Consider the following 16,996-nt stretch of genomic DNA (forward strand, 5'->3'; position numbering starts at 1 on the left):
GGCTGGGTAGATAGTCGCCAAACTATGCCCGCTAAGGTTACCAAAAGGTTAATCCACACCATGTCCGATCAGGTCGTCACCCGTTTTGCCCCCTCTCCCACCGGATTTCTGCATATCGGTGGCGCCCGCACTGCTCTGTTCAACTGGCTTTATGCGCGGGGTCGCGGCGGCAAGTTCCTGTTGCGGATCGAGGATACCGATCGGGAACGTTCCACGCCGGAAGCAACAGCGGCCATACTGCAAGGCATGGACTGGCTAGGGCTTGATCATGACGGTGAGGTCGTCAGCCAATTCGAGGGTGCCCCTCGACATGCAGAGGTCGCGCATCAATTGCTGTCCGACGGCAAGGCATACAAGTGCTTTTCGACGCAGGAAGAAATCGCTGCATTCCGTGAACAGGCGCGGGCCGAGGGGCAGTCGACCCTGTTTCGCAGCGCATGGCGCGAGGCCGACCCGGCCACCCATCCGGACGCACCTTACGTGATCCGCATCAAGGCTCCGCAAGACGGTGCCACTGTGATCCGCGATCAGGTGCAGGGCGATGTCACCATTCGCAACGATCAGTTGGATGACATGATCCTGCTGCGTTCGGATGGGACTCCGGTCTATATGCTGGCCGTTGTGGTTGACGATCATGATATGGGCGTGACTCATGTGATCCGGGGCGACGATCACCTCAACAACGCCGCCCGTCAGATGATGATCTACGAGGCGATGGGTTGGGATGTACCAGTCTGGGCGCATATCCCTTTGATCCATGGACCCGATGGGAAAAAGCTCAGCAAACGTCACGGTGCGTTGGGGGCGCAAGAATATCAGGCCATGGGATATCCGGCATCCGGAATGCGCAACTATCTGGCTCGGCTGGGCTGGAGCCATGGGGATGATGAGTTCTTTACCGATGCCCAAGCTAAAGAGTGGTTCGATCTGGATGGCATCGGCAAAAGCCCGGCGCGGTTTGATGTGAAGAAGCTTGAAAACCTTTGTGGACAACATATTGCCGTCGGGGAAGATGCCGCGCTGCAGCATGAAATTCAGGGATATCTGAAGTCAGCTGGTTTGCCGCCGCTTTCCGAAACACAATCAAGTGATTTGGTCCGTGCGATGTATTGCCTCAAGGACCGCGCACGCACGTTCCCGGAACTCATTGAAAAAGCTCATTTTGTGCTTACGTCACGACCTATCCAGCCAGATGAAAAGGCCGCAAAGGCGCTGGCATCTGTATCCGACGGTATACTGAAAGAATTGACGCCGCAGCTGCAAAATGCTAGCTGGTCCCGGAACGAACTGGAGGAGACCCTGAATTCGTTCGCAGAGGCGAATGGGGTTAAGTTCGGCAAATTGGCTGGTCCGCTGCGGGCGGCACTAGCGGGCCGGGCAGTTACACCTTCGGTATTTGACATGATGCTTGTGCTTGGGCGCGATGAAACCCTGGCGCGGCTTTCTGATGCAGCGAACCCGGCCTGATTTCACATAAGGGTAACGCTGCTCCGTTAAGAACGGACTGCGCGACGGAACGCAGTCGTTGCCTGCTTTGTCGGACAGCGATCCGGCATGCGCACGAATGAAGAAGGGACAAACATGACCGAGAGCAAAAAATCAGCCAAACTGACTGTCCACGGCGAAAGCTATGATCTGCCGGTGTTTTCTCCGACCGCTGGGCCCGATGTGATCGATATCCGCAAGCTCTATGGTCAGGCTGGCGTCTTTACTTATGATCCGGGTTTCACGTCCACCGCAAGCTGTGACAGCACCATTACATTCATCGACGGTGACAAGGGCGAGTTGCTGCATCGCGGTTATCCGATCGAACAGATCGCCTCGAAGTCGCATTTCCTCGAACTCAGCTATCTGCTGCTGTATGGCGAGCTGCCTTCGGCGAAGGATCTGGAGAACTTCGAGACCACAATCACCCGCCACACGATGCTGCACGAGCAGATGCAGTATTTCTATCGCGGATTCCGCCGGGATGCGCATCCGATGGCCATCATGGTGGGTGTGGTTGGTGCCATGTCCGCGTTCTATCACGATTCGACCGACATCGCGGACCCGCGTCAGCGTGAAGTAGCTTCGCACCGTTTGATCGCAAAAATGCCGACCATCGCGGCCTGGGCCTACAAATACCATATTGGTCAGCCCTTCGTGTATCCGCGCAACGACCTGGACTATGCGTCAAACTTCCTGCGCATGTGTTTTGCCGTTCCTGCCGAAGATTACGAGGTGAACCCGATTCTGGCACGCGCCATGGATCGTATCTTCATGCTGCAGGCGGATCACGAACAGAACGCCTCGACTTCGACGGTGCGTCTGGCATCTTCTTCGGGTGCAAACCCATTCGCCTGTATCGCGGCCGGTATCGCCTGTCTATGGGGTCCGGCCCATGGTGGTGCGAACCAGGCTTGCCTTGAAATGCTGGAAGAGATCGGCAGCGTCGACCGCATCCCCGAGTTTATCGAGCGCGCCAAAGACAAAGATGACCCGTTCCGTCTGATGGGCTTTGGCCACCGCGTCTACAAGAACTTCGATCCACGCGCGAAAGTGATGAAGCAATCGGCAGACGAAGTGCTTGACCTGCTGGGCGTGGAAAACAATCCCAAACTACAGGTCGCGAAGGCGCTGGAAAAACAGGCTCTGGAAGATCCGTATTTCATCGAGAAGAAACTGTTCCCGAATGTCGACTTCTATTCGGGCATCGTGATGGAAGCGATGGGCTTCCCGACCTCGATGTTCACGCCAATCTTCGCGTTGTCACGTACCGTTGGCTGGGTTAGCCAGTGGAAAGAAATGATTGCCGATCCACAGAATAAGATCGGACGCCCACGTCAGCTATATCTGGGCGCGACCAACCGCGATTACGTGGACATCGAAAACCGCTGATCCACACACAATATCGATGTTAAGACCCCAGTTATCCGGGGTCTTTTTTCCGTAGCGTCACCAAAATGAGACCGTTCGAAACCAAACGTAAATGACTGTTTCGATGCATCTTTCCGCACTGCGTTAGTCCGCCTAATGTTGCCGCGTCCGGCGAATAGTGTTTGGTTCTCATGCGTTTCATCTTCTTGTTCATTATGTTGCTACTTGCGCAATCGGCATCCGCTCAAAGCGTGCTGGAGCGTGCTTTTGAGAAGCAGCAGCAGGAAAACGCCGCCGGGTCGTTGGCAATCTTGGGGTTGGCAGGCATCCCGGACGATTCTGCCAGCGCAATCTCACTGCAATCAAATACTGACAATCGCGATTACGATTTCAAATCCGCCCAGCTGGGCGGCGGGTTTCGCCTTGCTGAGGGCGTGCCGATCTATCTTGAGGGGTATATAGGCTACGCGCGCTATGACCCCGTTCTGACCTTCAGCGGCACCGGAGATACCACGCGTATTCCACTGAAATGGACCAGCCTCGCCCTGACCGGCGGTGTCGGCTATCAGTTCGACATCGGCGAGTATTGGAAAATGACCCCGATGGCCCATATCTCGGTCGGACGTACGCAATCCGACGCATCTGTCGGTGCGCAAGCCATCGCCAACCGCCTGGGGCTTGATCGAGACTTTCTCGAAAGCGGCGGCATCTGGGCTGGTGGCGCAGGCGGATCGATGACGGTCTCGTACGAAAAAGCTCTGTCCAACGATCGGGAATTCGAGGCGAGCCTGCGCTATACCCATATCGAATACTGGCCTATCGGAGACAACGAGGACTTGTTGGTTGAATCAACTGCCGCAAATGCAGTTCTGTGGTCACGCTACCGCTTTCCAACTGGAAAACGCATGTTCGGTCGCCCGGTCCGCTGGGTGGGCGATCTGTCCCTGTCCTATCTGATCGGGGATCAGTCACTTGTATTGGGCACCGACTGGCTGGCCCGCGTAGGTGGTGGGATCGAGGTCGATCTGTCTGACACATGGGTGCCTTGGGTATCAACGACACGGTTTATGGTCCGCTACTACGGCAGCGATACCGTCAACGGCTTCTCGGCCGGTATTGGCATTAGTTTCTGAACCAAGGCTTCAAAACAAAGCCAGTTGATCACCGGGCTGGGGTGGAGGTGCAAACGCCGCACAGTTCAGAGGCGGCATGTCTGTCGACAGCCCGAGACGTTTGACTGCGGCCTTGAACCGTTGCGCAATCATCTCGGCATAGGTCCCCTCGCCCCGCATGCGGTGGCCCCACCGGGGGTCATATTCCCTACCCCCATGCATTTCGCGCAGCCGTGCCATCACCTTCTCAGCCCTGCCCGGCTGATGTTCGATCAACCACTCGCGCCAGAGCGCGGATACTTCACGGGGAAGCCGCAGCATGATCCAGCTTGCAGCATCGGCGCCAGCCTGCTTTCCGGCCTCCAACAGGTTTTCCAATTCATGATCGGTTAAACCGGGAAGCACCGGAGACGTCATAACGCGCACTGGCACGCCAGCCTCGGTCAGGTTGCGGATCATTCCGAGCCTGCGCTGTGGTGAAGGCGCCCGGGGTTCCATCCGCCGGGAAAGATCCCGGTCCAATGTGGTCAGCGAAATGCCAACCCGGACAAGGCCATTGCGGGCCAACGGAGCCAGAATATCAAGATCACGCTCGATCAGAGCCCCCTTGGTCACAATACCGACCGGATGCTGAAAATCTCTCAGAACCTTTAGACAGCTTCTTGTTATCTTGCGGTTTTTTTCGATCGGTTGATAAGGATCGGTGTTGGTGCCCAGTGCAATCGTGGCCACCTTGTAAGAACGTGCCGAGAGTTCGCGACGCAATAGCTCAGCCGCATTGGGTCGCGCAACAAGGCGGGTTTCGAAATCCAAACCCGGAGACAGCCCCAGATACGCATGCGTTGGCCGAGCAAAGCAATACACGCATCCATGCTCGCAGCCCCGATATGGGTTTATGGATCTGTCAAAAGGTAGGTCCGGCGACTTGTTATAGGTAATCAGATTGCGCGCCATTTCTTCCCGAACTTCGGTCCGAAACGGGGGCAGTTCGTCTGGCAAATCCCAGCCATCTTCGGTCAACTCGGTTGTAAACCTCTCGAATCGACCTGCTTCGTTTGAGGTTGCTCCGCGCCCAGGGCTTTTGATAGCAGTAGTCATTTGTTCGCCTTTTGTTCCTATCACTAGATGTAATTAAAACCAGTTTCACTGGCAATATTCATGTTTCGTTTCCCAAAAATCATCAGATGCTCGAAACAGGCGACGCATTAGACTGCAGGTGAATTTACCGTGGCTAATGAAACCAATGCAGGATGATCTTGCAAAATTCGATGTCGCTGAGTGCGAATATTCGGCCTATAGGTCGGTCTCAGAACGACCTAGGTCGCAATCGTCACAGTAGACCTGCGACGAAATGGCCAAAACGGTGAAAATGCCACCACGGGCCGCAGGCCCGCACAGCTCAGGGAAATACCCATGTCTGATGAAGAAGACATCGTCCTGTCCGAACTGAATGACGACGAACTCGTCGAACAGATGTTCGATGACCTTTATGACGGCCTGAAGGAAGAGATCGAAGAAGGTGTGAACATCCTGCTCGAGCGCGGATGGCAACCCTATGACATCCTAACCAAAGCGCTGGTTGGCGGCATGACAATTGTCGGCCATGACTTCCGCGACGGCATCCTGTTCGTGCCTGAGGTGCTGCTGGCGGCCAACGCCATGAAAGGCGGTATGGCGATCCTGAAGCCTCTGCTGGCTGAAACTGGTGCTCCGCGCGTTGGCAAGATGGTGATCGGCACCGTAAAGGGCGACATCCATGACATCGGCAAGAACCTTGTTGCGATGATGATGGAAGGCGCCGGTTTCGAAGTTGTTGATATCGGCATCAACAACCCGGTCGAGAACTACCTCGAAGCGCTGGAAAACGAACAGCCCGACATTCTGGGCATGTCCGCCCTGCTGACGACGACGATGCCTTATATGAAGGTCGTAATCGACACGTTGGTCGAACAAGGCCTGCGTGATGAGTACACCGTTCTGGTTGGCGGCGCTCCGCTGAACGAAGAGTTCGGCAAGGCGATCGGCGCTGACGGCTATTGCCGCGACGCAGCCGTGGCGGTGGAAATGGCAAAGGACTTTATGTCGCGCAAGCACAACCAACTGGCCGGCTAAGACGCGAGATCATATCGTGAGACAGGCCGTCCTTTTTGGGGCGGCCTTTTTTGTCAGAACCTCGGGCACATATTTAGCTAAAGACCAGTCAGAGAGATCAGATGACCGACTCAAACATGCCAGATGATGACAGCCTGACCCGTCAGGGCTACGTCGCAGCGCACAGCACCGAGTCGATTCTTCTGATCGCATGCGGTGCACTGGCCCGCGAGATTCTGGACCTGAAAGAACGGAACGGCTGGGATCACATGGCCCTGACTTGCCTGCCCGCCATTTTGCATGTGCACCCGGAAAAGATTACACAGGCGGTCGAGGATGCGGTTGCCAAGCATCGGGACTCCTACCATCGCATCTACGTTGTCTATGCTGATTGCGGAACCGGTGGGTTGCTACAAGCAGCGTGCGAGCGACTGGGGGTCGAGATGATCCAAGGGCCCCATTGCTATTCTTTCTTCGAGGGCAATTTGGCCTTTGCCGCGCATGGCGACGATGAAACCACCGCTTTTTATCTGACAGATTTCCTTGCGCGGCAATTTGATGCGTTTGTCTGGAAACCGCTGGGTCTGGACCGGCATCCTGAATTGCGAGAGATGTATTTCGGCAATTACACCAAGCTCGTCTATCAAGCACAAACTGATGATCCCAACCTCACTCGCCGCGCGCAGGAGTGTGCCGAACGGATGGGGCTGGAATTCGAACGTCGGCAAACCGGCTATGGCGATTTGGAAACCACGCTTACAGATTGGGCAGCGCGCAAATCCACCTAAAAGTCAGGCGCTGGCCAATGCCACTTCGCGAATACGTTCTATCATTGCGCGCAACCCGTTCGAACGTTGGGCAGACAAATGATCCTGCAACCCCAGTCGCGCGAGTTCTCCACCGGCATCAACACTGGGCACCTCGGCCACCGGCAAGCCGTTATACAGGCTACGAAGAACCGCAATCAGGCCCCGAACAATCAGGGCATCGCTGTCACCGTCAAAGCGGAATTGACCGCCCTCAATGGTTGGATGCAGCCAGACCTGACTGGCGCAACCATTCACCTTGGTCGCAGGGACTTTGAATGCATCATCCAGAGGCTCCATCGCTTTGCCCTGCTCGATCACATGGCGATAGCGGTCTTCCCAGTCCTCCAGGAACTCGAAATCCTCGACTATCTCTTCGAAGGCTGGCGTTGCCATATCGGGTCCGTCCTTGCATTACGCATTCACAATTGTGAACTATGCTCAGCGCTACCAACTGTCCAGTCCCCAGCGTGGCTTTTCAAACGATCGAATTTGCGTTAACCCGATGCAGGTAAAGTTGCACAAAGTACTGGGTCCATGCACAAAACTCTGCCTGTTCTGATGATCTCCACAATGGCTCTGTCCGCTTGTAGCAACTGGAGCAACTCAAGCGCGAATCCATCGAACTGGTTTGGCAGCAGCACACCCAGCCCATCCGAAGTATCAGCCGATGACGCTAATGCCTTGGTTCCCGAAAATGCCGACAAAAAAGGCCTGTTCGAGCGTCCGGACGCCGAGGATAACAGCGTTCCAATCGCCGTGATCAACGAATTGCGGATCGACCCAACCTCGACGGGCGCAATCATCTATGCGGCTGGCACAGCCATTCGACAGGGTGCGTTCAACGCACAGCTCGCGCGCGTAAGATCTGAAGAACTCAGCAAAAATGGCGTTATGGAGTTCACCTTCCGCGTGGATTACCCGGACTACGCCACTGCGCAGGGCACCGAACGGTCGCGGATGGTTTCAGAAGCCGTCAATGTAAGCCGAAAAGAACTGGAAGGTATTCGTTTAGTTCGGGTCAAAGGTCAGCAGAACGCGTTGGAATCTCGTCGCCGTTAAAGCGAGACAACCTGCACTGCCTGTCCCTTGGCGGCCAAAGCAATCTTGCCTTCGCAAAGCTTCAGCGCGTCCTCGCCAAAAACCTCGAACCGCCAACCGGACATGGCGGGAACTTCTCGTTCGCCTGCAGCGATCTGATCCAATTCCGCGCTGGAGGCGATCAATTTTGCGGCAACGCCTGCGCTTTCGGTCTTTGATTTCAAAAGAACGCGCAGCAAATCTGCAAGTGCAGGGTTGACCTTCAGCTTGTCGCGGCTGTTGTCAATTTTCGGCAATCGGTCTTGCGGGCAACCTACGCCCCGTTTTACCGCCTCCAGAATGCCTTCTGCGATCGCCCCTTTGCGCGCTTCGCGCAGCAACAAGCGCGATCCGCCCAGATCAGAGGGCGTCTTGGGCTTGGTCGAGGCCATCTCGATCAACGCATCGTCTTTGAACACACGGCTTCGTGGCACATTGTTCTCTTGCGCATAGGCCTCACGGAACTGCGCCAGCTCTCGAACCACGGCCAGAAACTTGGCAGAGTTGGTCCGCGTTTTGACCCGCCGCCACGCCTCTTCCGGGCGAATGTCATATGTCTCGGGTCGGGTCAGTATGCGAAGCTCTTCTGCGACCCAGTGATCCCGGCGCGACTTCTTAAGTTCTGCAGCCAGTTGCTCATAGATTTTCCGAAGATGGGTTACATCTGCCAGTGCGTATGTTTTCTGCGCATCCGTCAGAGGGCGCCGTGACCAATCGGTGAAGCGAGAAGTTTTATCGACCCCTTCCTTGCAAATCTTCCGGACCAGAGTCTCATAGCCAACCTGTTCACCAAAACCGCAGACCATCGCAGCGACCTGAGTATCAAACAACGGAGTCGGAAAGACGCCCGCGTCGACCCAAAAAATTTCAAGATCCTGCCGCGCGGCGTGGAAAACCTTGACCACGCTTTCGTCGCTGAACAGCTGGTACAAAGGCTCCAGCGACATGCCGTCAGCCAATGGATCAACCAGAACGGCGCTGTCTTCATCTTCCGATGGCACCGCAAGCTGCACCAGACAGAGTTTCGAATAATAGGTCCGTTCGCGCAGAAATTCGGTATCTACAGTGACATAAGGATATTGTGCAGCAGCCGAGCAGAATGCGGCCAGCTCTTGCGTCGTCGTCAGGGTTTTCATGCGCGGTGCTGTTCTTGCTTTTGGTTATTGTGACTGCCCGTGCCGTCCTCGTCCCGAGCGATATGCGACCATAAGACGAATAACCTTTGCGTGTAAATCACCCCGCCGCGTTAGGGCAGAAGAACTGGGTCTTTGTTGCCCATACAATAACGGCGAAGCACGGCAGGGTAGAGTTTGTGCTCCCAGGTCAACACGCGGGCGGCGAGCTCCTCAGGCGTGTCCCCTACCCGTACACCCACGCGCGCCTGACCCAGAATCGGTCCGTCATCCAACGCGGCAGTAACTTCGTGAACGGTGCAGCCATGTTCGGCGTCGCCTGCTTCAATGGCGCGGGCATGGGTGTTCAAACCCTTGTACTTAGGCAAAAGCGATGGGTGGATGTTCAGCATCCGGCCCTGGAAACGCGATACAAATTCACCCGTCAATACACGCATGAAACCGGCCAGACAGACAACATCCGGCTGGGCTGCCATAAGCGGTTTAAGCAGTTCTGCCTCAAACGCAGCGCGATCTTTGCCAAAGGGCTTGTGGTCGACGGCTGCGGTCGGAATTCCGCGCTGTGCAGCTTTCTTCAGCCCTCCGGCATTTGCATCGTTCGACAATACCAGACATGGCCGACCGGGATGATCGCCATTCATGCTGTCGACCAGCGACAGCATGTTCGATCCGCCCCCAGAGATCAGGATCGCGACGCGCTTGTGGCTCACAGCAATTTGCCTGAATAGGCCACACCCGGCGCTGCGGTGACCGTTCCGATGCGCGCAACGGATTCGCCTGCCTCTGCAAGCAGTGTTGTAAGATCATCTGCCTGATCTGCAGCGCAGACAACAATCATGCCGATGCCGCAGTTGAAGGTCTTCAACATCTCGGACTCGGCGATGCCACCGGTCTCGGCCATCCATTTGAACACAGGCGGCAAGTCCCAAGCACTCAAATCAATCTCGGCCCCGAGCCCTTCGGGCAATACGCGCGGCAGATTTTCGGTGAGGCCGCCGCCGGTTATATGGGCAAGCGCGCGAACGCCGCCAGCCCGGATCGCCTGCAGCGCTGGTTTCACATACAGCCGCGTGGGGGTCAGTAGAGCCTCACCCAAGGTTCCGCCACCGAAAGGCGACTCTTCCTCCCAGCCCAAGCCCGAGATCTCGACCAGCTTGCGCACCAGCGAATAGCCGTTGGAATGCACCCCGTTCGAAGCCAGCCCCAGCAGGACATCACCCTGTTCAACGCCCTCGGGCAATGCGGTCCCGCGTTCCATGGCGCCAACCGAGAAACCGGCCAGATCGAAATCGCCGTCAGGGTACATACCCGGCATCTCGGCGGTTTCACCACCAATCAGGGCGCAGCCAGATTGGACACACCCCTCGGCAATTCCTTCGATAATCCGCGCGGCAGTATCGGTGTCCAGCTTACCGGTGGCAAAATAATCCAGGAAAAACAGCGGCTCAGCACCTTGGCAGATCAGATCGTTGACGCACATCGCCACCAGATCGATTCCCACGCCATCGACAACGCCGGTATCAATTGCGATCCGCAGCTTGGTGCCCACACCATCGGTTGCGCCCACCAGAACCGGGTCTTGATAGCCAGCCGCTTTCAGGTCGAACAGAGCGCCAAATCCGCCTAGCCCACTCATCACGCCCGAACGGTTGGTGCGCTTGGCCGCAGGCTTGATCCGATCGACCAGAGCGTTGCCTGCATCGATATCCACACCTGCGTCTGCGTAGGTGATTCCGTTCTTGCCCGCTGTCATGGCCAATCCCTCATGAGTGCTTTGCGCGCGGGTTATTCGATTGTGGGCCATGTTGCAACGGTCAGGCTTGACGCGGGCTGCCATCGTGATACCCAAGGCGGCACGGTGGGCCTGTAGCTCAATTGGTTAGAGCAGAGCGCTCATAACGCTTTGGTTGGGGGTTCGAGTCCCTCCGGGCCTACCAATTCACCGTCCAATCACGATATCCGCGCATAATCCGCCCAGCCTTTCGCTGCTGCCCAGTCGCAGAATACCACCATGTACGCGGGCGATATCGGCAACAATCGCAAGGCCCAAACCCACGCCGGTGCCCTGATTCTGGTTTCGCGCCGGATCAAGTCGCGTGAAGGGTTTGACGGCCTCGGTGCGTTGTTCGATCGGGATACCGGGGCCGTCATCTTCAACCCGAATGCGTAGTGACTTTGGCGTCATCGAAAGGCTGACCTCGGCGCGTGAACCATAGCGATTCGCGTTTCCAATCAGATTCTCTACTGCCCTGCGCATGGCCGATGGGCGCAGCATTGCCGTTCCACGCCCCTCGACCGAGATTAGTTCAACGTGCTGGCCCGCGCGCTGTGCATCGTCAACGATTTGGCTCAGCCAGTTTTCGGGTTCAATCTCTTCGGGTGCGCTCTCTGCAGCGCCACGCGAGAAGTCCAAGAATGCATCCAGCAGCGATTGCATCTCGTCCACGTCTTGCAACAACGGTGCGGCCTCGTCCTCGGGCAACATAGCTAATCCAAGTTTCAGACGCGTCAGAGGTGTGCGCAGATCGTGGCTGACCCCCGACAACATGAGCGTGCGCTGCTCAATCTGCCGCTCGATTCGGGCGCGCATGTCAACGAAGGCATTGCCCGCAGCGCGTACCTCAATTGCACCACCGGGTGAATAAGGCACGACCCGCCCGCGACCAAAGGCCTGCGCCGCGTCCGCAAGGCGCGTGATCGGGCGCAACTGATTGCGCATGTAGAGAAACGAGATCGTTGTCATCAGAGCCGCAAAGAACACCATCGTCACAATCAGCTGATGCGGTGCAGTCGGCGACAGGCGTCGGCGATCAAACTCTAGCTCAAGCATGCCCAGATTGGTTGCCAGAAAAAGACTCACTTCCTGTCCATTTGGCAGAGCCACATACTGGGTTTCAGGCAACAAGCTGCGCATTTCCGCATCCACCTGCGGGGCAATGAAATCGTACCATCGACGCGGACTGTTTTTCGGCTCTTCATTCGGCGGCAGAAAGCGGGCGGTCATGTTCAAGACCGACAAGTCCTGCCGCGCAGCTGCCAATGCCTGCTGCTGGGTTTCCGCACCCTCCATCACGTCCAGCACCAGTGTCACCTCGCGCGCCGCCGTGCGGGTCATCTGGGCGGTCACTTCTTCAAGATGTTTTTGCAAAAAGGCAATCGCCACCACCAAAAGCACGACAATGACCGGCAGTACCAGAATGAGTGCGGCACGCGCATATAGGCTACGCGGCATATAGGGTTTGAGCCATTGGGTCGACATGCGCTAAACCTAGCGGGCTGCCCGGGCAAGAGGAAGAGGTCAGAATGCAAGCCCCCGACGATTTCAACCCTCTCCCTGGACAGGTTGCCGTGCTCACCCCGGGACTTAGGCGCATTCTTGCGCCCAATCCCTCGCCAATGACTTATCGTGGTACGAATACCTACCTTCTGGGCGATGAGGACATTGCTGTCATCGACCCTGGGCCATTGAGTGATACCCATATGCAAGCCATAGTTGATGCGCTGGAACCCGGGCAGCGGATCAGCCACATATTTGTTACGCACACCCATCTGGATCACTCGCCTTTGGCCGCCCCGCTCGCATCCCGCACCGGCGCTCCGGTTCTGGCTTTTGGTGGTCCGCAAGCTGGACGCAGCGAAGTCATGACCGAGTTGGCCCAGAACGGGCTTGCCGGAGGTGGTGAGGGAATCGATGCCGATTTCCGCCCTGATATCGAGCTTGAAGACGGTGAACGCGTCGCGGCAGAAGGCTGGCAACTCGAAGTGATCCACACACCCGGCCATCTGGGCAACCATATCGCGTTGGCCTGGGGGGATGTCTGCTTTACGGCTGATCACGTCATGGGCTGGGCCAGCTCTCTGGTCTCGCCCCCGGACGGAGACCTGACGGATTTCATGGCAGCCTGTCGCCGCCTGCGTGCGCGCGAGTGGTCGGTTTTTCATCCGGGCCATGGTGCCCCTATCACGAATCCTGCCAAGCACCTGGATTGGCTGATAGACCACCGATTGCAGCGGGAATCACAGATACTCGACGCCCTGGAAAATGGCCCAGAAACGGCCCAACAGCTTGCCCAGCGAATCTATATCGAAACCCCCGCCGCGCTGCTTCCCGCGGCCGAGCGTAATGTCTTCGCCCATCTGGTTGATCTGACCGGCAGATCCCGTGTAGCGCCCTTGGGGGATCTGTCAGTTGCGTCTCGTTTCAAGCGCATCGCGTGAATCGGAAAAAATTGACGGCCCGTGCGCTTCCCCTCTGGACGCCGAAAATACGGGTTGTTATACGCCCCTCAGTTCCGGCGTAGCTCAGCGGTAGAGCAGTTGACTGTTAATCAATTGGTCGTAGGTTCGATCCCTACCGCCGGAGCCAAATCACACCAAATTCTTCATAATTAGCTACGTGAGCCACGGCGAAGTTTTTTCGCAGAAAAAACTCCACTACCCCACTGGACGCCGCAATTTGAGGTTGCTATACGGCGCGGACCGTTCCGGCGTAGCTCAGCGGTAGAGCAGTTGACTGTTAATCAATTGGTCGTAGGTTCGATCCCTACCGCCGGAGCCATTCTTCCCAGACTGGCACTTATCCCATCAGCGCATCACTGAAATCCGAGCGCAACGTGCGTTTCAGGACCTTTCCGGTCGCGTTAAGGGGCAAGGCATCAACGAACACGACCTTGTCGGGTACCTGCCATTTTGCGATTTTGCCGTCGAAGAATGCCAACAAATCCTGCTCGGTCGGTTCTTCGCCCTCGGCCTTCACTGCTACCAAAAGCGGGCGTTCGTCCCATTTCGGATGCGGCACGCCCACAACGGCAGCCGTCGCTAGTTGAGGGTGTGCGACCGCGATATTCTCCAACTCGACAGAGCTGATCCATTCACCCCCCGATTTGATGATGTCCTTCGATCGGTCGCGGATGGTCATGTACCCATCCGGGTCCAGTGTGGCAACGTCGCCAGTCGCGAACCAGCCATCCTGCAACAAGGCCTCATCCTGCATGTGGAAGTAGCTGTCCAGCACCCAATGGCCGCGCACCATCAGATCGCCCTGCGTTTCACCGTCATGGGGAAGATCTCTGCCATCATCATCGACGATTTTTAGTTCAACCCCAAAGGGCGGGCGGCCTTGGTTTTCGCGCAGCTTGTGCTGTGCCTCCATGGGCATGTCCAGATGTTTGGCCATCGGATAGTTCGTCGTGCCCAGCGGGCTCATTTCGCTCATGCCCCAGGCGTGGACGGTATCGACGCCATAAGTTTCGCGGAACGTTTCAATCATTGAGGGCGGGCATGCCGCACCACCGATTACAGTACGATTGAGGCTTTTCAACTTGGTCCCGCATGTCGCGGCATGGGCCAGCAGACCTTGCCAAATGGTCGGTACGCCCATCGCCAGCGTGACACCATATGTGTCGATCAGATTGACCAATGCCTCGCCATGCAATCCCGGCCCCGGCATCACCATTCGCGAACCAGACATAGCGCTGGCATAGGGCGAGCCCCAAGCGTTGACGTGGAACATTGGCACCACCGGCATCACCACATCCATGGCGGAATAGCCGATTACGTCGCGCGTGTTCGACGCGAAGCTATGCAGAACTGTAGAGCGGTGGGAATAGAGAACGCCTTTGGGGTTCCCAGTGGTACCCGAAGTATAACAGAGGCTGGAGGCAGTGTTTTCATCAAAGCTGGGCCACGCGTAGTCTGTATCACCGGTTTCAATCATCTCGTCATAAAAAACCAACCCCGGCACCTGAGACAGCGCAGCCTCGTCCCGCGCACCCATCAGCACATAGTACTGCACCTCAGTCAGATGCTCTTGCAGCGCGGCGACCAAAGGCAGGAAGGTCGCATCGAAAAACAGGACCCGGTCCTGCGCGTGGTTGATGATATAGGTTAGTTGTTCGGGAAACAGACGCGGGTTGATCGTGTGGCAGACAAAGCCCGCGCCGGACACCGCATAGTAGATCTCAAGGTGGCGGCGGTTATTCCAGGCCAGCGTGCCCACGCGATCCTGCGGTTGCAGCCCCAGCTTTTCCAACGCCGAAGCCATCCGTCGGGCGTTCTGCGCGATCCCGGACCAATTGGTCTCGGTAACGGTTCCGTCCGTCTCGACCGAGATAATCTCGGTCTGCCCGTGATAACGTTCAGCATGTTCAATAAGCGACGAAATCAGCAAAGGCTGCGTCATCATCTGTCCCAGCATGGACATTCCTCCCATCGTCAGCGCTTGGCCGCGCCGTTATGTCTTGGCAACAACCCTGCCAAGAATTCAATTGTCTGACAATAAGAGAGTGCGGCAGGGTGCCGCGTCAACCGCGATGTCGCAAGGCGTATCCAACCAGCGCCGAGGTCGAGCCATCTTTGCCTTCGGCGCTGACCTCACCGTCCACGATCGGCCCAAGTGACGTTGCCAATTCCTTGCCCAGCTCAACACCCCACTGATCGAACGAGTTGATTCCAAGCAGCACGCCTTCGACAAACACACGGTGTTCATAAAGCGCAATGATTTGACCCAGCACAAACGGGGTAAGCTGCGGATAGATCAGCGTGGTTGACGGGCGGTCGCCCGAAAACACACGATGGCGTGCCTGACGCTCCAACTCGTCGCCTGTCAGGCCCTTTTCGGCCATGCGTGCGCGTGCAACATCCAGCGACCGACCCCGCATTAGCGCTTCGGACTGGGCCAAGCAATTAGCCAATAGAAGGCGATGATGATGGGCCAGTTCCGGCTCATGCCCGTTTGCTGCAACCATGAATTCGCAAGGAATCACATCGGTGCCCTGATGGATCAACTGATAAAACGCATGCTGCCCATTTGTGCCGGGTTCGCCCCAGACAACCGGACCTGAAGGTATGGTCAGCGCGCTGCCATCCATCGCGACGGATTTACCGTTCGATTCCATCTCAAGCTGTTGGAAATAGGCAGGCAGGCGCAGCAGACGCTGATCATATGGCAGAACTGCGCGGCTGGCATGCCCAAGCACCTGACGATGCCAGACCCCCACAAGCGCCAGCATAGCTGGCAGGTTTTCTGCCCATTCGGCGGATTGAAAGTGCAGATCCATCGCCTGACCGCCCCGTAGAAACGCGTCAAACGCGTTCGAGCCAACGGCGATCATTACCGGCAGTCCGACCGGCCCCCAGACCGAGTACCGCCCGCCGACCCAATCCGCGAAGCCAAACACCCGCGACTCGGGAATCCCGAAGGCCTGAGTTTTGTCAACAGCGCTGGAGACCGCTGCGAATTGCCGCGCCGGATCACCACCACCATCGACCATCCAAGCCCGCGCCGTGCGTGCATTGGTCATCGTCTCGATGGTCGTAAAGGTCTTCGAAGCGACAATCACCAGAGTCCGTGTCGGATCAAGCGGGCGCAGCGTATCCGCAATATGCGCACCATCCACGTTTGAGACATAATGCAGCCTTGGCCCGTCGTGATAAGGTGCCAAGGCATGCGTCGCCATCACCGGCCCAAGGTCCGAGCCGCCGATGCCAATATTGACCACATCCGTAAAGCCGCCCCCTGCCCCTTTGATCGCCCCGCCACGCACTTCTTCTGCAAAGACGCGCATTCGCTGCAAAGTGCCCAGTACGTCCGGCATTACATCCTGACCATCGACCTCGACCGGGCCTCCGTCGAGATTGCGTAGCGCGGTATGCAATACAGCCCGGCCTTCGGTTTCGTTGATCTTTTCTCCGGAGAACATCGCGGCCCGACGCTCTGCCAATTCGACTTGATCGCAAAGCTGGATCAGTGCCGCGCGGATATCTTCGTCGATTTGTGTCTTCGAATAGTCAAACAGCAGATCTCCGGCCGAAGCAGAGAAACCCTGCGCCCGGTTTGGATCGGCGTCAAACAGATCGAGTATCCGACGGCCCATCTGTGTGGCTGCGAGTGAGTTCAATTGATCCAGCTGCATCGTGA

At 57.0% G+C, this 16,996-nt stretch carries 15 protein-coding genes and 3 tRNA genes; 10 read left to right on the forward strand and 8 right to left on the reverse strand.

Annotation, left to right across the window (positions count from 1 at the left end):
• Positions 1-60: 60 nt before the first annotated feature.
• From gltX to ACR0I1_RS03130, 3 genes are all read left to right on the forward strand, one after another.
• The gene (gltX, locus tag ACR0I1_RS03120; protein ID WP_480704929.1) at positions 61-1,467 is read left to right on the forward strand and encodes a glutamate--tRNA ligase; all 1,407 of its coding nucleotides are present in this window, start codon (positions 61-63) and stop codon (positions 1,465-1,467) included.
• Positions 1,468-1,581: 114 nt separating this feature from the next.
• Entirely contained in the window at positions 1,582-2,877 is a 1,296-nt protein-coding gene (gltA, locus tag ACR0I1_RS03125; protein ID WP_170392967.1) for a citrate synthase, read from the forward strand.
• 170 nt (positions 2,878-3,047) lie between these two features.
• Positions 3,048-3,989: an autotransporter domain-containing protein gene (locus ACR0I1_RS03130; protein ID WP_170392966.1), complete on the forward strand. Its 942-nt coding sequence runs from the start codon at positions 3,048-3,050 to the stop codon at positions 3,987-3,989.
• A 9-nt stretch (positions 3,990-3,998) separates the two neighbouring features.
• Here the strand turns inward: ACR0I1_RS03130 and ACR0I1_RS03135 are convergent, their stop codons facing one another.
• The gene (locus ACR0I1_RS03135; protein WP_480704930.1) at positions 3,999-5,066 is read right to left on the reverse strand and encodes a PA0069 family radical SAM protein; all 1,068 of its coding nucleotides are present in this window, start codon (positions 5,064-5,066) and stop codon (positions 3,999-4,001) included.
• A 315-nt stretch (positions 5,067-5,381) separates the two neighbouring features.
• Here ACR0I1_RS03135 and ACR0I1_RS03140 point away from each other — a divergent pair, with 315 nt between their 5' ends.
• Positions 5,382-6,080, forward strand: coding sequence for a corrinoid protein (locus ACR0I1_RS03140; RefSeq protein WP_170392964.1), 699 nt, complete (start codon positions 5,382-5,384; stop codon positions 6,078-6,080).
• 101 nt (positions 6,081-6,181) lie between these two features.
• The gene (locus tag ACR0I1_RS03145; RefSeq protein WP_480704932.1) at positions 6,182-6,847 is read left to right on the forward strand and encodes a DUF1638 domain-containing protein; all 666 of its coding nucleotides are present in this window, start codon (positions 6,182-6,184) and stop codon (positions 6,845-6,847) included.
• A gap of 3 nt (positions 6,848-6,850) precedes the next feature.
• Here the strand turns inward: ACR0I1_RS03145 and ACR0I1_RS03150 are convergent, their stop codons facing one another.
• The gene (locus tag ACR0I1_RS03150) at positions 6,851-7,261 is read right to left on the reverse strand and encodes a SufE family protein (protein WP_170392962.1); all 411 of its coding nucleotides are present in this window, start codon (positions 7,259-7,261) and stop codon (positions 6,851-6,853) included.
• A gap of 141 nt (positions 7,262-7,402) precedes the next feature.
• Here ACR0I1_RS03150 and ACR0I1_RS03155 point away from each other — a divergent pair, with 141 nt between their 5' ends.
• Complete coding sequence (locus ACR0I1_RS03155) at positions 7,403-7,927, forward strand: hypothetical protein (RefSeq protein WP_170405998.1); 525 nt, start codon at positions 7,403-7,405, stop codon at positions 7,925-7,927.
• On the opposite strand, the gene rnd is transcribed toward ACR0I1_RS03155, so the two are convergent.
• The 3 genes from rnd to purM form a co-directional block, all read right to left on the reverse strand.
• Positions 7,924-9,081, reverse strand: a complete 1,158-nt coding sequence (gene rnd, locus ACR0I1_RS03160; protein WP_170646165.1) for a ribonuclease D — start codon at positions 9,079-9,081, stop codon at positions 7,924-7,926. The genes ACR0I1_RS03155 and rnd overlap by 4 nt on opposite strands.
• Before the next feature lie 110 nt (positions 9,082-9,191).
• On the reverse strand, positions 9,192-9,788 hold the full coding sequence (purN, locus tag ACR0I1_RS03165; RefSeq protein ID WP_170817811.1) for a phosphoribosylglycinamide formyltransferase: 597 nt from the start codon (positions 9,786-9,788) through the stop codon (positions 9,192-9,194).
• Positions 9,785-10,831, reverse strand: coding sequence for a phosphoribosylformylglycinamidine cyclo-ligase (purM, locus tag ACR0I1_RS03170; protein WP_480705730.1), 1,047 nt, complete (start codon positions 10,829-10,831; stop codon positions 9,785-9,787). The genes purN and purM overlap by 4 nt, the downstream gene beginning before the upstream one ends.
• Positions 10,832-10,938: 107 nt before the next feature.
• Here purM and ACR0I1_RS03175 point away from each other — a divergent pair.
• Positions 10,939-11,015, forward strand: a tRNA-Ile gene (locus ACR0I1_RS03175).
• Between the two features lie 2 nt (positions 11,016-11,017).
• Here the strand turns inward: ACR0I1_RS03175 and ACR0I1_RS03180 are convergent.
• A complete protein-coding gene (locus tag ACR0I1_RS03180) occupies positions 11,018-12,337 on the reverse strand; it encodes an ATP-binding protein (protein WP_170421844.1) in 1,320 nt (439 codons plus the stop codon).
• A gap of 44 nt (positions 12,338-12,381) precedes the next feature.
• Here ACR0I1_RS03180 and ACR0I1_RS03185 point away from each other — a divergent pair, with 44 nt between their 5' ends.
• The 3 genes from ACR0I1_RS03185 (at position 12,382) to ACR0I1_RS03195 (ending at position 13,636) form a co-directional block, all read left to right on the forward strand.
• Positions 12,382-13,296, forward strand: coding sequence for an MBL fold metallo-hydrolase (locus tag ACR0I1_RS03185; protein WP_480704935.1), 915 nt, complete (start codon positions 12,382-12,384; stop codon positions 13,294-13,296).
• Positions 13,297-13,369: 73 nt separating this feature from the next.
• Positions 13,370-13,444, forward strand: a tRNA-Asn gene (locus ACR0I1_RS03190).
• A gap of 117 nt (positions 13,445-13,561) precedes the next feature.
• A tRNA-Asn gene (locus tag ACR0I1_RS03195) sits at positions 13,562-13,636 on the forward strand.
• An 18-nt stretch (positions 13,637-13,654) separates the two neighbouring features.
• On the opposite strand, the gene ACR0I1_RS03200 is transcribed toward ACR0I1_RS03195, so the two are convergent.
• Together ACR0I1_RS03200 and pgi are read right to left on the reverse strand one after the other, a co-directional pair.
• Positions 13,655-15,274 carry a long-chain-fatty-acid--CoA ligase gene (locus ACR0I1_RS03200; protein WP_480704937.1) on the reverse strand — a complete coding sequence of 540 codons (1,620 nt, stop codon included), beginning with the start codon at positions 15,272-15,274 and terminating at the stop codon, positions 13,655-13,657.
• A 106-nt stretch (positions 15,275-15,380) separates the two neighbouring features.
• Entirely contained in the window at positions 15,381-16,991 is a 1,611-nt protein-coding gene (gene pgi, locus ACR0I1_RS03205; RefSeq protein ID WP_480704939.1) for a glucose-6-phosphate isomerase, read from the reverse strand.
• Between the last annotated feature and the right edge of the window lie 5 nt (positions 16,992-16,996).

It is taken from the genome of Ruegeria sp. B11, assembly GCF_056539785.1.

Bases quoted from the DNA above. Each gene is read 5' to 3' on its own strand.
- gltX (WP_480704929.1), top strand. From the start codon at position 61: ATGTCCGATCAGGTCGTCACCCGTTTTGCCCCCTCTCCCACCGGATTT.
- gltA (WP_170392967.1), top strand. From the start codon at position 1,582: ATGACCGAGAGCAAAAAATCAGCCAAACTGACTGTCCACGGCGAAAGC.
- ACR0I1_RS03130 (WP_170392966.1), top strand. From the start codon at position 3,048: ATGCGTTTCATCTTCTTGTTCATTATGTTGCTACTTGCGCAATCGGCA.
- ACR0I1_RS03135 (WP_480704930.1), bottom strand. From the start codon at position 5,066: ATGACTACTGCTATCAAAAGCCCTGGGCGCGGAGCAACCTCAAACGAA.
- ACR0I1_RS03140 (WP_170392964.1), top strand. From the start codon at position 5,382: ATGTCTGATGAAGAAGACATCGTCCTGTCCGAACTGAATGACGACGAA.
- ACR0I1_RS03145 (WP_480704932.1), top strand. From the start codon at position 6,182: ATGACCGACTCAAACATGCCAGATGATGACAGCCTGACCCGTCAGGGC.
- ACR0I1_RS03150 (WP_170392962.1), bottom strand. From the start codon at position 7,261: ATGGCAACGCCAGCCTTCGAAGAGATAGTCGAGGATTTCGAGTTCCTG.
- ACR0I1_RS03155 (WP_170405998.1), top strand. From the start codon at position 7,403: ATGCACAAAACTCTGCCTGTTCTGATGATCTCCACAATGGCTCTGTCC.
- rnd (WP_170646165.1), bottom strand. From the start codon at position 9,081: ATGAAAACCCTGACGACGACGCAAGAGCTGGCCGCATTCTGCTCGGCT.
- purM (WP_480705730.1), bottom strand. From the start codon at position 10,831: ATGACAGCGGGCAAGAACGGAATCACCTACGCAGACGCAGGTGTGGAT.
- ACR0I1_RS03180 (WP_170421844.1), bottom strand. From the start codon at position 12,337: ATGTCGACCCAATGGCTCAAACCCTATATGCCGCGTAGCCTATATGCG.
- ACR0I1_RS03185 (WP_480704935.1), top strand. From the start codon at position 12,382: ATGCAAGCCCCCGACGATTTCAACCCTCTCCCTGGACAGGTTGCCGTG.
- ACR0I1_RS03200 (WP_480704937.1), bottom strand. From the start codon at position 15,274: ATGCTGGGACAGATGATGACGCAGCCTTTGCTGATTTCGTCGCTTATT.
- pgi (WP_480704939.1), bottom strand. From the start codon at position 16,991: ATGCAGCTGGATCAATTGAACTCACTCGCAGCCACACAGATGGGCCGT.